Below are 20,449 nucleotides of genomic sequence, written 5' to 3'. Positions count from 1 at the left end.
GCATGACGGGCGAAGGGACGCAGGAGCGGCCGGGGATGTCCCGGCGGCGGATGCTGGGGTTCTCCGGCGCGAGCCTGCTCGTCGGGGCCGCCGCCGGGGCCGGGCTCGACCGGGTCGCCTCCGCGGAGGAGGACGACGCGGGCGACGCGATCGCCTTCCACGGCGCGCACCAGGCGGGCATCGCCACCCCGGTGCAGGACCGGCTGCACTTCGCGGCGTTCGACGTGACGACCGGCGACCGCGACCGGCTCGTGCGGATGCTGAAGGAGTGGACGGCCGCGGCCGCCGCCATGACCGCGGGCCGGCCGGTCGGCGAAGGCGCGGTCGGCGGCCCCGCGGTCGCGCCGCCCGACGACACCGGCGAGGCGCTCGGGCTGCCTCCGTCCCGGCTCACGCTGACGATCGGCTTCGGCCCGTCGCTGTTCGTCAAGGACGGCGAGGACCGGTTCGGCATCAGGGCGCGGCGCCCCGCGGCCCTCGTCGACCTGCCGCACTTCCCCGGCGACAACCTCGACCCGGCCCGCAGCGGCGGCGACATCGCCGTGCAGGCCTGCGCGGACGACCCGCAGGTCGCGGTGCACGCCATCCGGAACCTGGCGCGCATCGGGTTCGGCGTGGCCGCGGTCCGCTGGTCCCAGCTCGGCTTCGGCAAGACGTCCTCGACGACGCCGGACGCGCAGACCCCGCGCAACCTGTTCGGGTTCAAGGACGGCACCGAGAACATCGCCGGAACCGAGGGTGACCTGCTCGACCGCCACGTGTGGGCGGCGGGGGGAGACGGGGCCGGCTGGATGGCGGGCGGCTCCTACCTCGTCGCGCGCCGCATCCGGATGCACATCGAGACCTGGGACCGCACCTCGCTGCGCGAGCAGGAGGACGTCTTCGGGCGGAACAAGGGCGAGGGGGCGCCGGCCGGGCTGAAGAAGGAGCGCGACAAGCCGGCCCTGGCCCAGATGAAGCCCGACGCGCACGTGCGGCTCGCCCACCCCGACTCCAACCAGGGGACGCGCATCCTGCGGCGCGGCTACTCGTTCACCGACGGGTCGGACGGCCTCGGCCGGCTGGACGCGGGCCTGTTCTTCATCGCGTTCCAGCGCGACCCGCGGACGGGCTTCATCCGCGTCCAGAACTCGCTGGCCACCGACGCGCTGAACGAGTACATCCAGCACGTCGGGTCCGGCGTCTTCGCGTGCCCGCCCGGCGTCCGCGAGGGCGGCTACTGGGGTGAGACGCTCTTCGCCTGACGGGCCGCGGGCTACCCCTGCTGGGCGCGCTCCGAGCGGATGCGCGTCACCACGTCGCCGGCGGCCGTCCTGATGGACTCCAGCTCCTGCAGGTAGGCCCAGTAGTCGGGGTGGGCGCCGGCGAGCCGCCGCGGCGCCCTCTCCAGCCGCTCGACGAGGGAGTCGAGCACGCGGGCGTGCTGGGGCGGGGCCCCGCCCGGCTGCGCCACGGCGAGCCGCTGGGCGTCGCGCACCGCGAACCGGACGCTCTCGACGGGCTTGGCCGGGTCCTCGGCGACCGCTTTCAGCTCCTCCGCGCGCCCGGTGACCTGCCCGGCGCGGCGGTCGGCCGCGTTCAGCTCGGTGCGCGCGGCGGTGAGCGCCCGCTGCGCCTGCTTCCACTCGGCGCGGCCCGCGTGCGCGGACGCCTCGTTCAGCCGCTCGCGGGCCCGGGTGACCGCCGCCTCGATCGACTCGGGGGCGCCCTTGAGGTCCTGCCAGCACGCCTGCGAGTAGCCGCGCACGAGGACCCGCATCGCCTCCTGGACGTGCCCCGCGCGGTTCGCGACGGCGTCGGCCCGCGTCCGGACGGAGGAGAGCGAGTCGCGGACCTTCTGCGCCTGCCGCGGCAGCTCCGCGGCGGCCTCCCGGGCCCGCTCGGCGATGGCGCGGACCTCGTCGGCCTTGCGGATGGCGCCGTCGAGGCCGAGCCCGCCGAGCCCCTGGGAGCCGAGCTGCGCGAGGACCCCCTTGGCGCGGTCCAGCTCCTCCTTGGGGTCGGTGGCGTCCATCCCGGCGGACCTGGCCGCGGCCACGGCGGCGTCGGCGGCGGCCACGGCGTCGCGGGCGGCGGTGAGGCGGGGCGGGAGCTGGTCGAGCGCGGACTCCAGCCGGGCCATCTGCTGGGAGAGGCGCTCGGCGAAGCCGTTGAGGTCCCCGGTGATCTTCTGGAGCCGCTCGGTGGAGGCGACGAACGCGCGCCGCGCGGCGTCGTACTCGGCCGGTGACCGGTCCCGGTCATCGAGGTCGTGGGCGTCCAGGACGGAGATGTAGGCCACGGAGGCGGCGTCGGCGGTCTCGGCGAGCCGGGTGAACTCCCGGCGGGCGGGCTCGGCCGCCCTGGCGTCCAGGTCCTCGAACACGGTGACGCGGCCGCCGATGTACTTCTGCGCCTGGTCCATGTCGTAGAAGGCCGCCGCGGCCGCCTCCCTCGCCTCGACCGCCCCGGCCGCCGCCTGTGCCCCGCGGCCGCCCCGGCGGCGCTGGTCGCCCGGTCCCCGCAACGCAGCCTCCCTTCGTCCGATCCCCAGTCTGACGCAACCGGCCCGGGTTTCGTCCATGCGGGAAGGAGGCCGGGCACGTGACGGCGGCCGGGTGGCGAGCGAATCACAAAGATTGTCGCCATCCCTTCATAAAGGATGGAACGGATAGCATCGCTGCAACGTCGATAAGGCTGGGCGCCCCATCGGCGTCCGATCCGGCATGCGATCTTGGAGGCTCATCGTGCCCGTCAGTCTGAGCAAAGGCGGCAACGTCTCGCTCACCAAGCAGGCCCCCGGCCTGTCCGCGGTGACCGTCGGTCTCGGCTGGGACCTGCGCACGACGACCGGGACCGATTTCGACCTCGACGCCTCCGCGATGGTCCTGGACGCCTCCGGAAAGATCATTACCGACCAGCACTTCGTCTTCTTCAACAATCTGCGCACGCCGGACGGCGCGGTCGAGCACACCGGCGACAACACCACCGGCGCGGGCGAGGGCGACGACGAGCAGCTCAAGGTCAACTTCGGCGCGATGCCCGCCACGGCCGAGCGGGTCGCGTTCGCCGTGTCGATCTACGATGCCGAGAGCCGCGGGCAGAACTTCGGGCAGGTCCGCAACGCCTTCATCCGGGTGCTGAACCAGGCCGACGGGGCGGAGATGGCGCGCTACGACCTGACCGAGGACGCGTCCATGGAGACCGCCATGGTCTTCGGTGAGCTGTACCGCAACGGGACGGAATGGAAGTTCAGGGCGGTGGGCCAGGGGTACGCGTCGGGCCTGGCCGGCATCGCCGCCGACTTCGGCGTCAACATCTGAGCAGTCCGAGCAGTCTGGACAGGAAGGGAGCAGCCCGCACATGGGGGTTTCACTCGCCAAGGGCGGCAACGTCTCGCTGACGAAGGCCGCGCCGAACCTCACCGCGGTCACCGTCGGCCTCGGCTGGGACGTGCGCGCGACCACCGGCGCCGACTTCGACCTGGACGCCTCCGCGCTGATGCTGGCGAGCCACGGCAAGGTCATGTCGGACCAGCACTTCGTCTTCTTCAACAACCTGCGCAGCCCTGACGGCTCGGTGGAGCACACCGGCGACAACCTGACCGGCGAGGGCGAGGGCGACGACGAGTCGATCAACGTCGACCTCACCGCGGTGCCGGCCGAGTGCGACCGCATCGTGTTCCCGGTCTCGATCTACGACGCCGACAACCGGCAGCAGAGCTTCGGGCAGGTCCGCAACGCCTTCATCCGGATCGTCAACCGGAACGACGGCAACGAGCTCGCGCGCTTCGACCTCACCGAGGACGCCTCCACCGAGACCGCCATGGTGTTCGGCGAGCTCTACCGGCACAGCGGCGAATGGAAGTTCAGGGCCGTCGGACAGGGGTACGCCTCCGGTCTGGCGGGCATCGCGATGGACTTCGGCGTCAACGTCGGCTGACCGCCGGCTCCCCCGCATCCCGGCCGCTCCGCCCGGCCGCCCTTCCTAGCAGAAATACGCGCATGATTCTTCGCACCTTCGGGTGGTCCTTCGGCGTCACGGTCGTCGGCCTGCTCCTCGCCCTGCTCTACGACGGACCGACCGGGCTCGCCCTGGTCGCCGTCCTGGCCGTCCTCGAGGTCTCGCTGTCGTTCGACAACGCCGTGGTGAACGCCAAGGTGCTCGACCGGATGAGCGCCTTCTGGCAGAAGATCTTCCTCACCGTCGGCATCGCGATCGCCGTGTTCGGCATGCGGCTGGTCTTCCCCCTGCTGATCGTGGGGATCACGGCCAAGCTGAGCCCGGTCGAGGCGTTCGACCTCGCCCTCAACGACTCGCACCGCTACCACCAGCTGATGAACGACGCCTATCCGATGATCGCGGCGTTCGGCGGCATGTTCCTGATGATGCTGTTCCTGGACTTCGTGTTCGAGGAGCGCGCCGACAAGTGGCTGCCGTGGCTGGAGCGGCCGCTCGCCCGCATCGGCAAGCTGGACCAGCTGTCGGTCGTGGTGGCGGGCGGCTCGCTGGCGCTCGTGGCGTGGCTGTCGGCCTCCGACCCGGGCAGCGTCATGATCGCCGGCGTGCTCGGGATGGTGACCTACATCCTGGTCAACGGGCTCGGCGAGCTGTTCTCCGAGGCGAGCGAGGACGACGACGAGGACGACGACGACGCCAAGGACGGCGCGGAGGCCGTGAAGGGCGGCGGGCGGTCCGGGCCGAGCTCCCTGGCCCTCGCCACGGGCAAGGCGGGATTCTTCCTGTTCCTGTACCTGGAGGTGCTGGACGCCTCGTTCAGCTTCGACGGCGTCATCGGCGCCTTCGCGATCAGCACCGACCCGATCGTCATCGCGCTGGGCCTCGGCATCGGCGCCATGTACATCCGGTCGCTGACGGTGTTCCTGGTCCGCAAGGGCACCCTGCACGAGTACGTCTACCTGGAGCACGGCGCGCACTGGGCGATCGGCGCCCTCGCGGTCTGCATGCTGGTGAGCATCGGCCACCACGTGCCCGAGTGGATCACAGGCGGCCTCGGCGCCGGGCTGATCATCGCCGCGTTCGCCAGCTCCGTCGTCCGCAACCGCGGCCAGGACGGGGACTCTCCCGACGGGACCGCGGGCGGCGGGCGGCCGCTGCACTCCAGCCAGGTCTGACCGGCGTCACCTCGACCCCGCGACACACATCGATCACCGGAGGTACCGACGATGTCCATATCGCTGCAGAAGGGGCAGAAGGTCTCGCTGGCCAAGCCGGGCGGCGGCACCCTGTCCAGAGTCAAGATGGGCCTCGGCTGGGACGCCGTCGCCAAGAAGGGGCTGTTCGGCAAGGGCAAGCCGCAGTCCATCGATCTGGACGCCTCGTGCCTGCTGTTCGACGCGTCCGGCAACCTCGCCGACCAGGTGTGGTTCCGGCAGCTGCGCAGCAAGGACGGCTCCGTCCAGCACACCGGCGACAACCTGACCGGCGAGGGCGAGGGCGACGACGAGGTCATCAACGTCGACCTGCAGAGCGTCCCGGAGGGCGTCGTCCAGCTGGTGTTCACGGTGAACTCCTTCACCGGCCAGGACTTCTCCCAGATCGCGGGCGCGTTCTGCCGGCTGGTGGACGAGAGCACCGGCCAGGAGATCGCGCGCTACGACCTGAGCGGCGCCGGGCAGCACAACGCGCAGATCATGGCCAAGGTGTCGCGGGACGGGCAGGGCTGGTCGATGACGGCGATCGGGGCGACCGCCACCGGCCGCACGTTCCAGCACCTGCTCCCCGCCGTGGCGACGCACCTGTGATCCGGCGCGGCCCGTCCGCCCGGGGGCGACCCCCCGCGCCCCCCGTCGAGAGCACCGTCTGACGAGGGGTAAATGCGGCATTTCGACCATATCGACGCCGCGCGTCGTAAGCACCTGTTCTACCGGCATCCGCGCCCGTTCGGCCGGCACGACGACCCGGACGTGCTGGCGGTCGCGCTCGGCGCGACGCTGTACTGCCCGGCCACACGACCCGCCCTCGCCGCCGACATCGAGCGCGCGGCGCGGCGGGGCGTGATGAGCATGGTGGTGTGCCTGGAGGACGCGATCGCCGACGACGAGGTCGAGGCCGGCGAGGCCAACCTCGTGGCGCATCTGCGGGCGCTGCACACCGCCTCCGGGGCGGACACCGCCTCCGGGGCGGACGCCGTCTCCGGGGCGGACGGCGCCTCCGGGGCGGACGGGGCGGAGGTCCCGCTGCTGTTCGTCCGCGTCCGCGACCCGCGGCAGATCGGCGACCTGGTCGGCCGGCTCGGCGCCGCGGCGGAGCTCGTCACCGGATTCGTGCTGCCGAAGTTCACCGCGTCCGGCGGTGGAGCGTTCCTGGACGCGCTGGAGGACGCGGCCGACCGCTCCGGGCTGCGGCTGCTGGCGATGCCGGTGATCGAGAGCCCGGAGGCCGTGTACGCCGAGACGCGCGCGGAGATGCTGCACGACGTGGCGCGCCTCCTCGCCAAGCACCGGTCGCGGATCCTCGCCGTCCGGCTGGGGGCGACCGACATGTCCGCCGCGTACGGGCTGCGGCGCCCGCCCGACCTGACGATCTACGACATCGGCCCCGTCGCGGGCGTGATCTGCGACGTGGTCAACATCCTCGGCCGCGCCGACGGCACCGGCCACGTGGTGACCGGGCCCGTGTGGGAGTACTTCTCGCAGGGGGAGCGGATGTTCAAGCCGCAGCTGCGGCAGTCGCCGTTCGATCGGCAGCGCGCCGCGCCGCTGCGGCAGCGGCTCATCACCTCCGACCTGGACGGGCTGATCCGCGAGGTCCACCTGGACAAGGCGAACGGTCTCACCGGCAAGACCGTCATCCATCCGAGCCATGTCGCGGCCGTCCACGCCCTGTCGGTGGTGACGCACGAGGAGTACAGCGACGCCGCCGACATCCTGGGCGTCGCCGGGGGCGGTGCGATGGCCAGCTCCTACGCCAACAAGATGAACGAGGCCAAGCCGCACCGCGCGTGGGCGCAGCGGCTGATGCTGCGCGCCCGGGTGTTCGGGGTGGCGGCGGAGGGCGTCACGTTCGTCGAGCTGCTGGAAGCGGCGGACAGCCGGTGACGGGTTCCTGGGTGGGTTCGCGTCTGGGCGTTCGTCTCGTGGACGGCGCACGGCCGGCGGGCGCCGGGCTCTCGTCGCTCGTGGGGCTCGCCGTGCGCCGCAACCCGAAGCGGGCGCATCTGCTGGTATCCGCGGTGCTGGGCAAGCACGTGCCGACCGATCCACGCCTGGTGTACGGGTCGGGGTTGCTTCTGGGCGAGCTTGTGCGCGCCTGCCTGGAGGGCGTTGAGCCGTCCCGTCCCGGTTCGCTTCTCCTGGACGGGCTGCGGGGCGAGCAGAACGCCGCCCCCGCACTCCGTGACCTCATGCGCGTCCCGCAGAACCCCGTGGACGCGATCGTGCTGGGTTACGCCGAGACCGCGACAGCCTTGGGGCATTCCGTGGCGGACGCGTTGGGCGGTGCGTACTACCTGCACTCCACGCGGCGTCCCGTTGAGGGCTTCGCCACCTACGGCGGCTTCGAGGAGGAGCACAGCCACGCCACGAGCCACCTGCTGCTGCCCGCCGATACCGCGCCACTCGACCGCGACGTGCCAGTGGTTCTCGTGGACGACGAGCTTTCCACCGGCCGGACGGTGCTGAACACCATCGAGGCTCTGCATGCCGTTCGTCCCAGGAGCCATTACGTGCTGGCGGCCCTGGTCGACCTGCGCGCCCCTGCCGACCGGGCCCGAATGGACGATCTCGCCGTCCGACTGGGGACCCGCATAGACGCGGTGGCTCTGGCCGGGGGACGGGTCGAGCTCCCAGAGGGCGTCCTTGAGGCAGGGAAGGCGCTCGTCGCCGGGATATCGTCTCCGCCTTTCGCTCCCCAGGAGGGATCGGCGTTCGAGGTCTCCCGGGTCGAACTGGAATGGCCGACCGCAGTGCCGGACGGTGGACGCCACGGGTTCCTCCCCGAGCACCGGACGCGGCTGGAGAAGGAACTGGCCCGGATGGGCGACGTCCTTGCGGCCGGCCTTGGGGGAGGAGGCTCCCGTGTCCTCGTCCTCGGGTTCGAGGAGCTGATGTACGCACCACTGCGCCTCGCGGAAGCGCTCGCCGACGCCCGGCCGGATGTGGACGTCCGCTACTCCACGACGACGCGTTCCCCCGTACTCGCCGTGGACGACCCCGATTACGCCATCAGAACCCGCCTCGTGTTCCCGTCCCATGACGACCCGGCCGATGGGCCAGGGGAGCGGTACGCCTACAACGTCGCCCCTGGGGCCGGCCAACGCCCCTTCGACCGGATCGTGTTCGCGGTGGACGACGTTGGCGACACCACAGAACTCGCCGACGGCCTACTGGAACGGCTGCGCGCGCTCGCCCCTGTGACGGTCGCCACCATCCCGTCCTACAGGAGGGCACCGTGAAGCCGCTGTACGGGCCGGCCTTCGGCAGCTACCCGGCGGAGGACGTCGCCTGGCTGCTCAAGGACCTCTCCCACGCGCGGCTCGAAGCGCCCACGGAGGAACGCGAGGCCGCGATCCAGTCGGGGCGGGCGCACTACGCCGAGTCGCTCCCGGTCGAATACCAGCCGGGCCCGGAGTACCGGCGGCTTTTCCACGACGCGCTGGAGGCGTCCGCCGAACGGCTCGCCTACGCGACCGGGCTCGTCACCGAGATGATCCTCGCCGAGCGCGGCCCGGACGCCGTCCTGGTGTCGCTGGCGCGCGCCGGGACGCCCGTCGGCATCCTGATGCGGCGCTGGGCCCGGTACGCGCACGGCCTTGACGTCCCGCACTACGCGGTCAGCATCGTCCGCGGCCGGGGCATCGACACGGTCGCCCTGCGGTACCTCAACGAGCACCACCACCCGGCATCCGTGATGTTCGTGGACGGCTGGACGGGCAAGGGCGCCATCACCAAGGAACTGACCGCCGCCCTGGCCGAGCATCCGTTCCCGTCCGATCTCGCCGTGCTGGCGGATCCGGGACGGTGCACGTCCTTCTACGGCACTCGGGACGACTTCCTCATCCCGTCCGCCTGCCTCAACTCGACCGTGTCGGGCCTGGTGAGCCGGACGGTCCTGAACGACTCCCTCATCGGGCCCGGAGACTTCCACGGTGCGAAGTTCTACGCCGATCTGGCCCCGGACGACGTGTCGGGCGTCTTCGTCGACGCGGTCTGCGCGCGCTTCGCGCACGTGGCCGAACGCGTCGCCAAGGACCTGCCGCAGCTCCGCGCGGCCGACCGCACGCCCGACTGGTCGGGATGGGAGGCCGTCCGGCGCAGCGCCCAGGCGGAGGGCATCGACGACCTGAACCTCGTCAAACCGGGGATCGGAGAGACGACGCGCGTGCTGCTGAGGCGCGTCCCCTGGAAGGTGCTCGTGCGGGCCGACGCCGGTCCGGAAGTGGCCCACATCAGGCTGCTCGCCCGCGAACGCGACGTGCCCGTCCACGAGGTCGAGCCCGGCCGGTTCCCCTACGCGTGCATGGGATTCATCCATCCCCGGTTCGGAAAAGGGGCCGTGCAGTGACCGTCCTGGTGTGCTCCGACCTCGACCGCACGCTCATCTACTCGACCGCGGCCTTCGCCCTGGAAGGCCCAGACGAGACCATGCCGCGCCTGCTGTGCGTGGAGTTCTACCAGGGCGCACCGCTCTCGTACATGACCGAAGCGTCCGCCCGCACACTGGAGGCGCTCGCGACGGCGTCAACGTTCGTCCCGACGACGACGCGCACCCCCGAGCAGTACCGGCGCGTCCACCTCCTGGAGAAGCCGCCCCCCTACGCCATCTGCGCGAACGGCGGCCACATCCTCGTGGACGGCGAGGACGACCCGGCCTGGGCGGCGGCCGTCCGGAACAGGATCGCCGACGGATGCGCCCCGCTCGCGGACGTCCAACGGCACCTCGCCCGCAACGGCGGCGACTTCGTCCTCAAGCGGCGCACCGCCTCCGACCTGTTCGCCTACACGGTCGTGGACCGGGCCGCGCTGCCGCCCGGCTGGGTCGAGGACCTCACCGCCTGGTGCGCCGAACGCGGCTGGCGGACGTCCCTGCAGGGCCGCAAGGTCTACTGCCTGCCCGCCGGCCTGACCAAGGCCGACGCCGCCCGGGAGGTCGCCCGCCGCGCCGGCGCGTCCACCCTGCTCGCCGCGGGCGACGCGCTCCTGGACGCCGAACTGCTGGAGGCCGCGGACCTGTCGATCCGCCCCGCCCACGGCGAACTGCACGACACCGGCTGGACGGCCCCCGCCACCGCCGTCACCGCCGCGCGGGGCGTCGCCGCGGGCGAGGAGATCGCGCACTGGCTCCTGGCCCGGGCCGCGGCACCGCGGACGTCCACCGACCGGTAGCGGCGCCGTACCGAGCGCCGTTCGAGGAGGGCGCGGGGCGCCCGCCCCTGGGCCGGTTCATGGAAGACTGGGTCGTTCGCTGGGCGGAATGCAAGGACTGGAGCGTTTGGTGGGGGATGTGCTGCGGGTCTCGCGGCCCAACGCGCGGTTCCAGCAGTGGGAGGCGCTGCTGCGGAACCGGAACAAGCGGCAGCGGGCCGGGGAGTTCCTGGTGCAGGGCGTCCGTGCGATCAGCCTGGCGGTGGAGCACGGCCGGCCGATCCGGGCGCTGATCTACGACGCCGAGCGGCCGCTGTCGCGGTGGGCGGCCGGGATGCTGGAGCGGGCCGGGGGCGAGCGGGTGGCGATGGCGCCCGAGCTGCTGCGGGAGCTGAGCGGCAAGGAGCAGGAGGTCCCCGAACTGGTCGCCGTGGTGGCGCTGCCGGACGACGACCTGGCGCGGATCCCGGTGGGCCCCTCGTTCCTGGGCGCGGTCTTCGACCGGCCGACGGGGCCCGGCAACATCGGCACGATGGTGCGTTCGCTGGACGCGTTCGGCGGTGCGGGGCTGATCGTCACCGGGCACGCCGCCGACCCCTACGACCCCAAGGCGGTGCGCGCCTCCACCGGGTCGCTGCTGGCGGTGCCGGTGGTCCGCGTCCGCTCCCACGGCGAGGTGCTGGACTGGGTGCGGCGGGAACGAGAGGCCGGACGCCCCCTCACCGTGGTGGGCACCGACGAGAACGGCACCGCCGACATCGCCGAGGTGGACCTGACCGGCCCCGTGCTCCTGGTGATCGGCAACGAGACCGCCGGCCTGAGCGCCGGCTGGCGGCAGGGGTGCGACACGATGGCGCGGATCCCGATCGGCGGCGCGGCCAGCTCGCTCAACGCCGCCAGCGCCGCCACGGTCGCCCTGTACGAGGCCGTCCGCCAACGCGGCTGTGTTTCAGAGCCCCGGCCCACGTAGCTCGCCTGGCGGCTCGCTACGTGACCTGGCCTGGGCGAACGCGGCATCGCTTCGCGATCTGCCCGGTTCCGCTCGCCTTCGGCTTTGCTCCACCGGGCAGGTCACGCGTTCGCGCGTGCGGCCGAGGCCCGAGGCGCCCCGCGTCCTGCCGTGATGCAGTCGCTCGGCAGAACCACGAGGTCCGGGAAGTTCCGCCGGGCGCGGGACGGTCGCCGCGCCGGCCGCACGGTGCATTCTCACCGCGTCCCGGCCGCCCCCGTAGAGAACCGTCACCGTCCCAGGGGTCGCCGTGGCCGCGATCTGAGGCGACAATCAAGGGGCACCCTTCTCGCGCGCAGGGGAGGCCACCTGGATCACATGAGCTCCCGTCTCACCGGCGACGAGACCGCGCTGTGGAAGGCCGCGGCCCGGGTCCTCGACGCGAACTGGACGGGCAACGCCACCGCCGCCTCGCCCGGCCTCTACCCCCACCAGTGGAGCTGGGACTCGGCCTTCATCAGCATGGGCCTGGCCCGCCACCGCCGCGACCGCGCCGAAGCCGAGCTGATCTCCCTGTTCCGCGGCCAGTGGGCGGACGGGATGCTGCCCCACATCGTGTTCAACACACGCCTCGACCGGCACGCCTTCTTCCCCGGCCCCGAACTGTGGCGCAGCGAGAGGCAGCCGGACGCCCCGCGCGGCGTGCACACCTCCGCCCTCACTCAGCCGCCGCTGCACGCCCTCAGCGCCCTGCGCCTGCACGAGTGCGCCGCCGACGGGGAGAGCAGCCGGGCGTTCCTGGCCCGCCTCTACCCGATGCTGACCGCCCAGCACGGCTACCTGGCCCGCTGCCGCGACCTCGACTCCAGCGGCCTCATCGCCATATGCCACCCGTGGGAGTCGGGCCTGGACAACAGCCCCGCCTGGGACCGCCCTCTCGGCGCGCTCCCGCTGCCCCCGTCCTCCTACGCGCCCGGCCTGCGCCCCCACGCGCTGCCGACCGGCGAGGACTACGACCGCTACGTCCGGCTCGTCGCGCTCATGCGGGAGGCCGCCTACCGGCCCGGCTACCTCCGCGACGCCCACCCGTTCGCGGTCGAGGACCCCCTCGTCAACGCCGTCTACCTCGCCTCCACGCACGCCCTCGCCGCCATCGCCGAGATCATCGGCGCGGACCCCGTCCCGCACCGCGAGCGCGCCCAGCGCGTCCACCAGGCCGTCCTCGACCGGCTCTGGGACGCCGACACCGGCTGCTTCCGCGCCCGCGACCTGCGCGACGACCGCCTGCTGCCCGTCATCACCGCAGGCTCGTTCGGCCCGCTCCTGGACCCCGAACTGCCGGCCCCGATCGTCCGCAACCTCGTCGACCTGCTGCTGTCGGCCCGCTTCGCCGGCGCCGCCGGCTACCCCGTCCCCACCTGCGACATCCAGGCCCCCGCCTTCGACCGCGCCGGCTACTGGCGCGGCCCCACCTGGATCAGCACCAACTGGCTCGTCTGGTACGGCGCCCTCGCCCACGACCTGCCCGTCGTCGCCGACCTGCTCTACGGCTCCACCATGCGGCTCGTCCGCCAGTCCGGCTTCCGCGAGTTCTTCGACCCCTTCGACGGCACCGGCCGCGGCAGCCACGACTACGCCTGGTCGGCGGCCCTCGTCCTCGATCTCCTCGGGGCCCGCCGCGCCCCCCAGGCGGCCTGATCGCCTACCGTGGGGGCATGCGCCTGAACCGGGGTCCCCTGCCCGCCGCGGTCCGCGCCGAACTCGCGCTGGAACGCGGCGAACGCGTCCTCGCGGCGGCGCCCACCCGCGGCGGCTCCCACGTCACCGCCACCCTCTTCGCCCTGCACCTGCCGACCCCTGCGGGCGGCTTCACCCGCGTCCCCTGGGAACGCGTCGACCACGCCACCTGGAAGGAGGGCTGGCTGCACGTCCGGGAGACCTCCGGCGGCGCCGAGCACCACGTCCGGCTCACCGACCCCGGCTCGGTGCCCGAGACCGTCCGCGAGCGCGTCACCGCCACCATCGCCGTCACCCACCAGGCCACCCTCCCCGGAGGCGGGAAGGTGCGCATCGCCGGCCGGCGCCCCGCAGCCGGCGGCGATGTGCGCTGGACGTTCGTCTTCGACGCCGGGCTCGACCCGTCCGACCCGGGCCTGCGGGCCCAGGCCGAACAGGTCCTCGAAGACCTGCGCCGTCAGACCGGCCTCTAGCCGGGGTACGGCTGCTCCTCCTTGCGGCCGCCCGTGACCTGCTCGGGCACCCGGTCCTTCAGGTGCCCCGCCTTGTCGCGCGCGGCCCCGGCGAACGTCTCGCCCTTCGACCGGATCTTCCCGGCGGCCTCCTGCACGTTCGGGTTCTCCGACACCTGCTTGGAGAGCTGCTTGATCTGCTCGTACCGCTCGCGCCCGGCCTTCGTCCCGAAGACGTAGCCGACCGCGGCGCCTGCCATGAACATCGTGCGAGCCTTCATGTCCAACTCCTACTGACGGCGGAATCGTGACACCCCCTATACCCGCCCTCGCCGCCTCAATCCCCAGGCGTGCGCGAACAGCCCCGGACATGCGCTAACCTAGACCCGCCGCCAGGGGCCGCCAGACCCCGGCGGACGCACGATCCCGCGTAGCTCAATCGGCAGAGCAGCCGGCTGTTAACCGGCAGGTTATTGGTTCGAGTCCAATCGCGGGAGCTTCCTTACCTCAGCGTTACACCAGACCAGGCCCGTTCCCAGCGTGGGAAGCGGGCCTGACCCGTCTAGTGAGTACCGAACCGAGTACCAGACGCCCTAGTTGGGGTTCGGGAAGATCAGATCCATGGCCTGTGCGCCGTCCTGGATCACAGGCCGGATCTGCTGCCGGTACACCTTCTCAGTGACCTGCGTTCCACTGTGGCCCACCAGTAGGGCGATCTTGTCCAGCGGCATCCCGCTATCCGACAGCAGGGATACGAAGCTGTGCCGCAGCTCACGCGGCGTCCAGGCGTCCGGGTCCAGCCCTGCTGGCGCGATGACCTCGCGGCGGAACGCCCGGAGTACGGTCATCGCCCCTCGCACGGCGCCGGCCTCACCGGGGAACAGCAGCGCCTCCGGGGCGAGTGGCTGGGGGAGACTCGCCCATAGGTCCCGCAGGGCCACGACGCAGCGTCGGGGGAGTTTCAGCGTGCGGCGGGACTTCTTGGTCTTGGTGTCGCCGCGCGCCCTGACGGAGCGCCAGACGTAGACAGCGAACTCATCGTGCTCCCACCCGGCTTCATGCACCGGGCACCACTGCCCGCGGCCCTTGTCGTAGGCGACGACATGCGACCAGGTGAGTTTCCGGAGTTCCTCCGTCCGCGCACCGGTGAGCAGAGCAAGGATGACGTACTGGCGCATGTCCGACCGCGCACGCTCGGCCGCGGCGAGCACTCGCATCGCCTGGGAGAAGTCGAGTGCTTTGGACGGTCGCCCGGTGCGCTTGCCGGTCGGCACCTCGCAGAGCTGCACGACGTTCCGCGTCACGCGGTCGTCACGCCGCATCACCCGATCAATGGACCGCTTCAGCACTGACCGGACTTCGCGAAGTGACTTCGTAGCGAGCACCTCGGCGCGGCCTTCCAGCCAGCGTTCGCAGTCGTCGGCGGTGAGTTCCCGCACGGTGAGGTGCCCCAGTTGCGGAGTGATGTGGTGCTCGGCGAGGCTGCGCGCGTTCGTGACGGTCGATTCGTCACGCCCCATGAGTCCGTACCGCAGGAACCCAGCGACCGCTTCGGTAATCGTCACATCCGCGGTTGCCTTCGGTGCCTGCTTCTCCTCTCGGCGCTTCAAGCTCTCCTTGAGCTTCTTGAGCGCCTCCGTCTGAGTCTTTCCTCGGCCACGGACGATGATCCGGCGCCCATTGGGCTGATAGCCGATCGTCTGGGACGCCACCCACCTATTGCGGGCAGCGTCCCAGCTAAGACCGCCTTCACCTGGAGAGCGTCGCTTCTTACCGCTCACGCGGCCTCGGCCTCCCTTTCCAGTAGTTCGATGTACTCGATAATCGCGCTGGCGGGCACAAGGCGAATGCTGTGCTCCGTGACGGTCCTGATGCGCCCCGCGCGGACCAGCTCGTAAACCCGGCTCCGGCTGAACGGGAGAATGCCGGGCAGTTCGGAGACTTTGTAGAGGGGCTTGAGGCCGTACAGCTCGGCCGGACTGGGCATCCTCGTGGCCATCTCGCAGTGGACCCTTCGTCGCTGATCGGTCGTTTGGGCAGTACCGGCGGTGTGCTTGGTGGCTCGGCGCCGGTTCGCTGTGCTGTGCGGGAGGGGCTGAAACATCTCCGCATCTCCGCATCTCCGCAGTTATGGCCGTGACCTGCGGTGATGCTTGCGGAGATGGGCGGGGTGGTCCTCGGGTCATCTCCGCAATCGGGGGTTCATCTCCGCACTGGTTGCGGAGATGCGGAGATGGACTTCTGTCGCTGTCTGCTATCTCCGCAACCCGTCGTTTCAGGTAGGGGGCGGGTTCTGCGGCGTTGCGGGGATTGCGGAGATGTTTCAGCGTTCTTCGGGGCTCGTTGCGGTCAGTCATGGTGTTCCACCCAGAACACGTTGCGGTCGCCGCGGTGGTTCTTGGCGGAGCGGACGACGTAGTCGCCGCGCCAGCGTCCGACTTGGCCGGTGAGTAGGCGGCCGAGGGCGAGCACGTTGGGTGGGCGGCCGGTGTGGGTGGTGATGAACTGGCCTTCCCATCGGTCGTGCTCGTCCAAGCCGATGCGGTCGGGTTCGCCAGAGCGGCGCAAGTCGGCTGCGGTCATCGGTTCGGTGCCGTGCAGGTCGTGCCAGCAGGCTAGGAACGCGCGCCACCGGGTTTCGTCCTCGTCGATGTCACGCACTTGAGCGGCGTTGGCGAGGAACCCCTCGATGCCGTGGTGGGCCAGGAACCCGCCGAGGGCTTGGGCCCACGGGGTGAACTGCCGCATGGAGACGGTGTCGGCGCGCGGTGCCTGGTTGCGCGTCCAGTCCAGAACCAGGACCAGGAGGTGCCACAGGACAGTGAGCTGATTGGAAGGGGTGGTGATCCACTGGTCCAGGTGCGGGATCCCGAACCGGGATTGGTCGCGCTGCTCAGGCCGCGGCATGTTCGGGTCCAGGTGCACCCGGACGGTGCGGGAGGCCATGTCCCCACCGACCTGGAGGTTGTTTCCGGTGGCCATCCAGAGCCGATCGTTGACGGTGGCGATGTTGCGGGACGCACCCAACTGCCGGTCCGACCAAACGCCGGCGGTGACGAGCAGGGCCAGGGTGGCCGAGTCGATGACCGTTCCTTCGGCGAGGTTGTCCCACACCACCACGCCGACCTGTTCGGCCAGCACGGCGGTGATGGACTTGCGGAGTTCCTCTTCGGTGTAGGCCCAGGGCATGACCCGTTGCCCGTAGAGCATGCCGGGACCGCCGGTCAGGATGCTCTTTCCAGAGGCGGGCATGGTCGCGTCGATCAGCGCGAACGGCGTCAGGGACCGGGTGAAGTGCCGCAGGATCGGGGTGACCAGCAGTGCCACATAGTTGGCGCGGTCGGCCGCGCTGGACCACGGGAAGTCGCGCAGGAACCGGTTCAGCACGAAGTCGCGGGCTTCCGCCACCTGCTTGGGGGTGGGCCGGTCGGGAACGGGCGGCAGCGCGACTTTGGAGGCCAGGTACAGGCCAGTGGCAGGGTCATATCCAGGGTGTTGCAGCAGGGTGCCGTCTCTGCGGAGGACGGGGGCGCCGATCACGCCGCGCAGCGGGGCCAGGCCCGGCCAGGTCTTGCCGGCCAGCACTGAGGCCAGGATGTCGCGGGGCGGGGTGATCTCCTCCTCGAAGGTCTCTGTTCCGCCGTTGCCGTCCCTGCGGGACCGGACCCGGTAGACGTAGGCGTGTTCGGCCAGCAGGCCCGCGAGGGTGGCGGGGGTGATCGGGCTTGCGGTGACTGGCAGGGGCGAGTCTTCGTCGGCGGCAGGGGAGGTCTGTCCGCCGGACACGGTCTCCATGTGGACCAGGGAGCCGGCGGACACGTAGGTGTCGGGCAAGGAGTTGCCGGCGAGCGCGGCTTTCAGGACACGGATGGTTTCGGGTCCGGATCCGGCTTGCAGGGGCGGCTTGCTGGTCATGTGGGGACGCTCCTGGGGCGTTGGGTGCCGGCGCGGAACCCGGACCGGATGGTCCGGCGGGATGGCATGGGTGCCAGCCCGGCGCGCTCGGCGGCAGCGGTCAGCAGCTGCTCGGTGTCGTCGGGGTCGAGGGCGCCCCCGGCCACGAGTTGGCCGAGGGCGACGGCGGCGCCGTACAAGGTGGCGTTGCGGCGCCCTTGGGGCGCGTCGGCAATTGCGGTCAGGCTGGCGGTGACCGCCGTGTTCAGGTAGGCGCCGCGGTTGCCGGTGGCCAGGCGCACCGTGATCGGCTTTTGCGGCGGCAGCGGCGCGGGGCGGAGCCGTTCGGTGAGCCAGCCGGGCAGCGGGGCCGGGGCCGGGGTGTGGATCGGGTCATAGGTGCCGGTGCCGTCCGGGAGGTCGACGTAGGAGCCGGGGCCGACGACGTATCCGCCGTCGCCGCGGGTGTCGACCTTCCACCCCAGCCCGTTCCCGCGGTCGTCGGAGGTGTTGGTCAGCCGGATGCCGTCCGGGGCGGTGAAGTAAAGGTGAGACCCGCCGCGCCGGGTCCGGACGTGGAAGGTCTCCAGCGGCAGCGGCTGTCCGGCCTGCTCACACACCACCGCGAACACGTCGGCCCCATCGTTCACGCCAGGCACTGCCCACCGGTCCGGCGGGTGCTCGCCGGGCTTGGGCATGTCCAGGTCGATCACGACCAGGCGGGACGGGCCGCACGCGATCCCGATGTTGTAGGGGCGCCGGGCCCAGATACGCCGGATCACCTCGGGATCGGTGGTCGCGACCTTGGTCCACCGCACCCCGTGGGGCGGTTCCTTGTCGCCGGGGGCCAGCGGGAAGACGTGCCAGCCGCGGGCCGCGCACGCCAGCGCGTAGCGAGCCAGTACATCAGCAACGGGCTGGGACGGTGCCGAGCTGGTCATGCGGTCACCTCTTGGGCGTTGAGGTGGCCGGCGAGGGCGGTTCCGAGCCAGTGGGTGTAGGCGGGCGGTATGGCTTGGCGGGCTTCGAGGTTGGTCATCCAGGTGCAGCCCATGGCGTCGGCGAAGGCCCGTTCGTTCTTGTGGCCGAAGGGGACCAGGTCGCGGTTGCGGTGGCAGCGGCAGGGTTCGACCAGGTCGAAGAAGTCCCAGTTGCCGGTCTGGAACGCGCGGTGTCGGCGCACGTTGCGGCCGAACTGGGTGCCGCACAGGACGTGGTCGGCGCGTAGTGGCCCGAATCGGGCCGCCTCCACGACGTTCTCCACGATCCAGGGGAGGCCGTAGCTGTTCAGCAGCGCCAGCGTTGGTGTGAGCAGGTCGGGGTAGTCCTGGCGTGAGCCGCGCCAGTCGGTGACCGCTGCGAAGCTCTGGCAGATCGGTGAGCTGTGGACGGCGTCGAACCCTTCCACGAAGTCGCGGTCGGCCAGGACCTCCAGGGCGTCGGCCTGGATGAAGGGGAAGGGGTTGCGGGGCTGGCGGTGGATGTCGACGGCGGTGACCTCGAACCCGGCCAGCCAGAAGCCCATGCCGGCACCGGCAGCACCGGCGAACAGGTCCAGGATCCGCAGCCCGTTCCAGGGGCGGTCCGGCAGCAGGAACGCCGGCCGGGTCATGCGGCGTCCTCGGGAAGGATGATCAGCCCTTCGGGTGTGAGGACGAATTCGTGTCCGTTGTGGCAGGTCCACAGGTCGCCGGGGGTGTCGGGGGCGAGCGCGGCCCAGCAGGTGACCTCGGTGAGGCAGTACGGGCAGTCGGGGCCGTCCTGCACGGGCCAGTGGTGGGTCCGGATGGTCCAGTCGTGTCGGCAGGCGCGGCACTGCCAGCAGGTGACCGCGTTTCCGGCGGCGGTGGTGGCGGGGCCGATGTACACCACGTCGGCGGGGCGGTCGCACAGAGGGCAGTCGGGGGCGGTGATGATCGGCCATTGCTCGACTGGCGGGAGTTCGGGCGGATTGGGTGTCATCATGGACGTGCCTCTTCTAGGGCTCGGCGGGTCTTCGGATCCGTTCGGGTTCGTGATCGGTTGGGGTGCGGCCCTCGGCGGTGTGCTTGGTGGCTTGGCGCCGGGGGCCGCTTGACGTCCTCCTTCGGGTGGCTCGTGGGGCTGGTCAGTGGTCGTGGAGGCGGCGGGGGTGTGTGGCGCGTTCGGTGGCCTTGTGGTCGCGTTTGCGCTGGCGTTCCTTGGCCATCTCCGAGCGGACTGACAGCACGGTGCGGTGCGCGGTGCGGGAGCCGAGGCGTTGGGTGCGGCCGGTGCCGCCGCACCGGTTGCAGGGCCCGAACCGGCGGCGGGTGCTGCCGTGCTTGCGGCCGCTCCCCTCACAGCGGCTGCAGGGGCGGAACGGGTAGGCGTAGACGCTGACCGCCCACAGCGCGGATCCGGCCATGGCGAGCAGCAGCAGGGTGACCATCGGGGTTCTCCTTCGTGCGTGGTCGTCGGGTGTGCTGCGTGGAATGCGGGCTAGGGCTTCCACCGGCCGATGACCACGGGCTGAGCCCACGCGACCGTCTTGCGGCGGTCGATGACGATGTCGCCGTTGGGCTTGAGGAGGATCTCGTCCTCGCGGACGTTGTCCTCAGCGAAGTCGGCGGCGACCCGCGCTTTGATCTGCTTCTCGTTGGCGGGCATGCCGCCGGCCTGGTGGGAGGTTTCGCGGCGGCCTTGCTCGTGACCCTGCTGGTAGCCGTCTTCCAGGCCGATGGCCATCGCTTCGGCGTATGCCTCTTTCCAGGCTTGGCAGGCGTAGCGGGGACAGTCGGTGTCGTTGCAGGTGCGGTAGTCGTGCGTGGCCTTGCCTGCGCCCGTCTTGCCCGCGGGCGCCTTGGCCGGGGTGGTTTTGCCGTTGGTGGTCTTGGCGGTGGGCTTGGTCGCGGTGGGCTTGCGGGGCTTGGTGGTGTTCTTGCGGCGGGCCGCGGCGGCGGTGTGCTTGGTGGCTCGGCGCCGGTTCGCTGTGCTGTGCGGGAGGGGCTGAAACATCTCCGCATCTCCGCATCTCCGCAGTTATGGCCGTGACCTGCGGTGATGCTTGCGGAGATGGGCGGGGTGGTCCTCGGGTCATCTCCGCAATCGGGGGTTCATCTCCGCACTGGTTGCGGAGATGCGGAGATGGACTT

22 protein-coding genes and 1 tRNA gene are annotated in these 20,449 nt (G+C 71.4%); 13 read left to right on the top strand and 10 right to left on the bottom strand.

Going from position 1 to position 20,449, the window contains the following annotated elements; all coding sequences use genetic code 11:
* The first annotated feature begins 2 nt into the window (after positions 1-2).
* On the top strand, positions 3-1,244 hold the full coding sequence (efeB, locus tag BJY14_RS08470) for an iron uptake transporter deferrochelatase/peroxidase subunit (protein WP_179843094.1): 1,242 nt from the start codon (positions 3-5) through the stop codon (positions 1,242-1,244).
* 11 nt (positions 1,245-1,255) lie between these two features.
* Here efeB and BJY14_RS08465 read toward each other — a convergent pair whose 3' ends face one another.
* The gene (locus tag BJY14_RS08465) at positions 1,256-2,506 is read right to left on the bottom strand and encodes a molecular chaperone DnaJ (protein WP_179843093.1); all 1,251 of its coding nucleotides are present in this window, start codon (positions 2,504-2,506) and stop codon (positions 1,256-1,258) included.
* Positions 2,507-2,726: 220 nt separating this feature from the next.
* Between BJY14_RS08465 and BJY14_RS08460 the strand changes: the two genes are divergently transcribed.
* The 11 genes from BJY14_RS08460 to BJY14_RS08410 all read left to right on the top strand — a co-directional run bounded on the left by BJY14_RS08460 (position 2,727) and on the right by BJY14_RS08410 (position 13,463).
* Complete coding sequence (locus tag BJY14_RS08460) at positions 2,727-3,302, top strand: TerD family protein (RefSeq protein ID WP_179843092.1); 576 nt, start codon at positions 2,727-2,729, stop codon at positions 3,300-3,302.
* 40 nt (positions 3,303-3,342) lie between these two features.
* The gene (locus tag BJY14_RS08455) at positions 3,343-3,921 is read left to right on the top strand and encodes a TerD family protein (RefSeq protein WP_179843091.1); all 579 of its coding nucleotides are present in this window, start codon (positions 3,343-3,345) and stop codon (positions 3,919-3,921) included.
* 62 nt (positions 3,922-3,983) lie between these two features.
* Positions 3,984-5,114: a DUF475 domain-containing protein gene (locus tag BJY14_RS08450; protein ID WP_179843090.1), complete on the top strand. Its 1,131-nt coding sequence runs from the start codon at positions 3,984-3,986 to the stop codon at positions 5,112-5,114.
* A 51-nt stretch (positions 5,115-5,165) separates the two neighbouring features.
* Positions 5,166-5,744, top strand: coding sequence for a TerD family protein (locus tag BJY14_RS08445; protein WP_179843089.1), 579 nt, complete (start codon positions 5,166-5,168; stop codon positions 5,742-5,744).
* A 72-nt stretch (positions 5,745-5,816) separates the two neighbouring features.
* Positions 5,817-7,040, top strand: coding sequence for an HpcH/HpaI aldolase/citrate lyase family protein (locus BJY14_RS08440; protein WP_179843088.1), 1,224 nt, complete (start codon positions 5,817-5,819; stop codon positions 7,038-7,040).
* A gap of 11 nt (positions 7,041-7,051) precedes the next feature.
* Complete coding sequence (locus BJY14_RS08435; RefSeq protein ID WP_312879069.1) at positions 7,052-8,395, top strand: phosphoribosyltransferase family protein; 1,344 nt, start codon at positions 7,052-7,054, stop codon at positions 8,393-8,395.
* The gene (locus BJY14_RS08430) at positions 8,392-9,504 is read left to right on the top strand and encodes a cysteine protease StiP family protein (RefSeq protein WP_179843086.1); all 1,113 of its coding nucleotides are present in this window, start codon (positions 8,392-8,394) and stop codon (positions 9,502-9,504) included. Before BJY14_RS08435 ends, BJY14_RS08430 begins: the two co-directional genes overlap by 4 nt.
* Positions 9,501-10,325, top strand: a complete 825-nt coding sequence (locus BJY14_RS08425; RefSeq protein ID WP_179843085.1) for an HAD family hydrolase — start codon at positions 9,501-9,503, stop codon at positions 10,323-10,325. The genes BJY14_RS08430 and BJY14_RS08425 overlap by 4 nt, the downstream gene beginning before the upstream one ends.
* Before the next feature lie 109 nt (positions 10,326-10,434).
* The gene (locus BJY14_RS08420) at positions 10,435-11,274 is read left to right on the top strand and encodes a TrmH family RNA methyltransferase (RefSeq protein ID WP_179843084.1); all 840 of its coding nucleotides are present in this window, start codon (positions 10,435-10,437) and stop codon (positions 11,272-11,274) included.
* A gap of 357 nt (positions 11,275-11,631) precedes the next feature.
* Entirely contained in the window at positions 11,632-12,951 is a 1,320-nt protein-coding gene (locus BJY14_RS08415; RefSeq protein ID WP_179843083.1) for an MGH1-like glycoside hydrolase domain-containing protein, read from the top strand.
* Positions 12,952-12,968: 17 nt separating this feature from the next.
* A complete protein-coding gene (locus tag BJY14_RS08410) occupies positions 12,969-13,463 on the top strand; it encodes a hypothetical protein (RefSeq protein WP_179843082.1) in 495 nt (164 codons plus the stop codon).
* Here the strand turns inward: BJY14_RS08410 and BJY14_RS08405 are convergent.
* Positions 13,460-13,723: a YtxH domain-containing protein gene (locus BJY14_RS08405; RefSeq protein ID WP_179843081.1), complete on the bottom strand. Its 264-nt coding sequence runs from the start codon at positions 13,721-13,723 to the stop codon at positions 13,460-13,462. The two genes, BJY14_RS08410 and BJY14_RS08405, sit on opposite strands and share 4 nt — an antisense overlap.
* A gap of 143 nt (positions 13,724-13,866) precedes the next feature.
* Between BJY14_RS08405 and BJY14_RS08400 the strand changes: the two genes are divergently transcribed.
* Positions 13,867-13,939 (top strand) — tRNA-Asn (locus BJY14_RS08400).
* A gap of 96 nt (positions 13,940-14,035) precedes the next feature.
* On the opposite strand, the gene BJY14_RS44990 is transcribed toward BJY14_RS08400, so the two are convergent.
* The 8 genes from BJY14_RS44990 to BJY14_RS08360 all read right to left on the bottom strand — a co-directional run bounded on the left by BJY14_RS44990 (position 14,036) and on the right by BJY14_RS08360 (position 20,312).
* Entirely contained in the window at positions 14,036-15,154 is a 1,119-nt protein-coding gene (locus tag BJY14_RS44990) for a site-specific integrase (RefSeq protein ID WP_312879068.1), read from the bottom strand.
* Between the two features lie 65 nt (positions 15,155-15,219).
* Complete coding sequence (locus BJY14_RS44985) at positions 15,220-15,429, bottom strand: helix-turn-helix domain-containing protein (RefSeq protein WP_179849249.1); 210 nt, start codon at positions 15,427-15,429, stop codon at positions 15,220-15,222.
* A 362-nt stretch (positions 15,430-15,791) separates the two neighbouring features.
* Positions 15,792-17,357, bottom strand: a complete 1,566-nt coding sequence (locus BJY14_RS08385) for a hypothetical protein (RefSeq protein WP_179843078.1) — start codon at positions 17,355-17,357, stop codon at positions 15,792-15,794.
* A complete protein-coding gene (locus tag BJY14_RS08380) occupies positions 17,354-18,277 on the bottom strand; it encodes a bifunctional DNA primase/polymerase (RefSeq protein WP_179843077.1) in 924 nt (307 codons plus the stop codon). The genes BJY14_RS08385 and BJY14_RS08380 overlap by 4 nt, the downstream gene beginning before the upstream one ends.
* On the bottom strand, positions 18,274-18,948 hold the full coding sequence (locus BJY14_RS08375) for a DNA cytosine methyltransferase (RefSeq protein ID WP_179843076.1): 675 nt from the start codon (positions 18,946-18,948) through the stop codon (positions 18,274-18,276). The genes BJY14_RS08380 and BJY14_RS08375 overlap by 4 nt, the downstream gene beginning before the upstream one ends.
* Positions 18,945-19,301, bottom strand: coding sequence for a hypothetical protein (locus tag BJY14_RS08370; protein ID WP_179843075.1), 357 nt, complete (start codon positions 19,299-19,301; stop codon positions 18,945-18,947). Before BJY14_RS08370 ends, BJY14_RS08375 begins: the two co-directional genes overlap by 4 nt.
* A 142-nt stretch (positions 19,302-19,443) precedes the next feature.
* Positions 19,444-19,746 carry a hypothetical protein gene (locus BJY14_RS08365; RefSeq protein ID WP_179843074.1) on the bottom strand — a complete coding sequence of 101 codons (303 nt, stop codon included), beginning with the start codon at positions 19,744-19,746 and terminating at the stop codon, positions 19,444-19,446.
* Between the two features lie 50 nt (positions 19,747-19,796).
* A complete protein-coding gene (locus tag BJY14_RS08360) occupies positions 19,797-20,312 on the bottom strand; it encodes a hypothetical protein (RefSeq protein WP_179843079.1) in 516 nt (171 codons plus the stop codon).
* Positions 20,313-20,449: the final 137 nt, after the last annotated feature.

Source organism: Actinomadura luteofluorescens, assembly GCF_013409365.1.
Lineage (GTDB): Bacteria > Actinomycetota > Actinomycetes > Streptosporangiales > Streptosporangiaceae > Spirillospora > Spirillospora luteofluorescens.
This window is presented reverse-complemented; position numbering and strand designations above follow the sequence as displayed.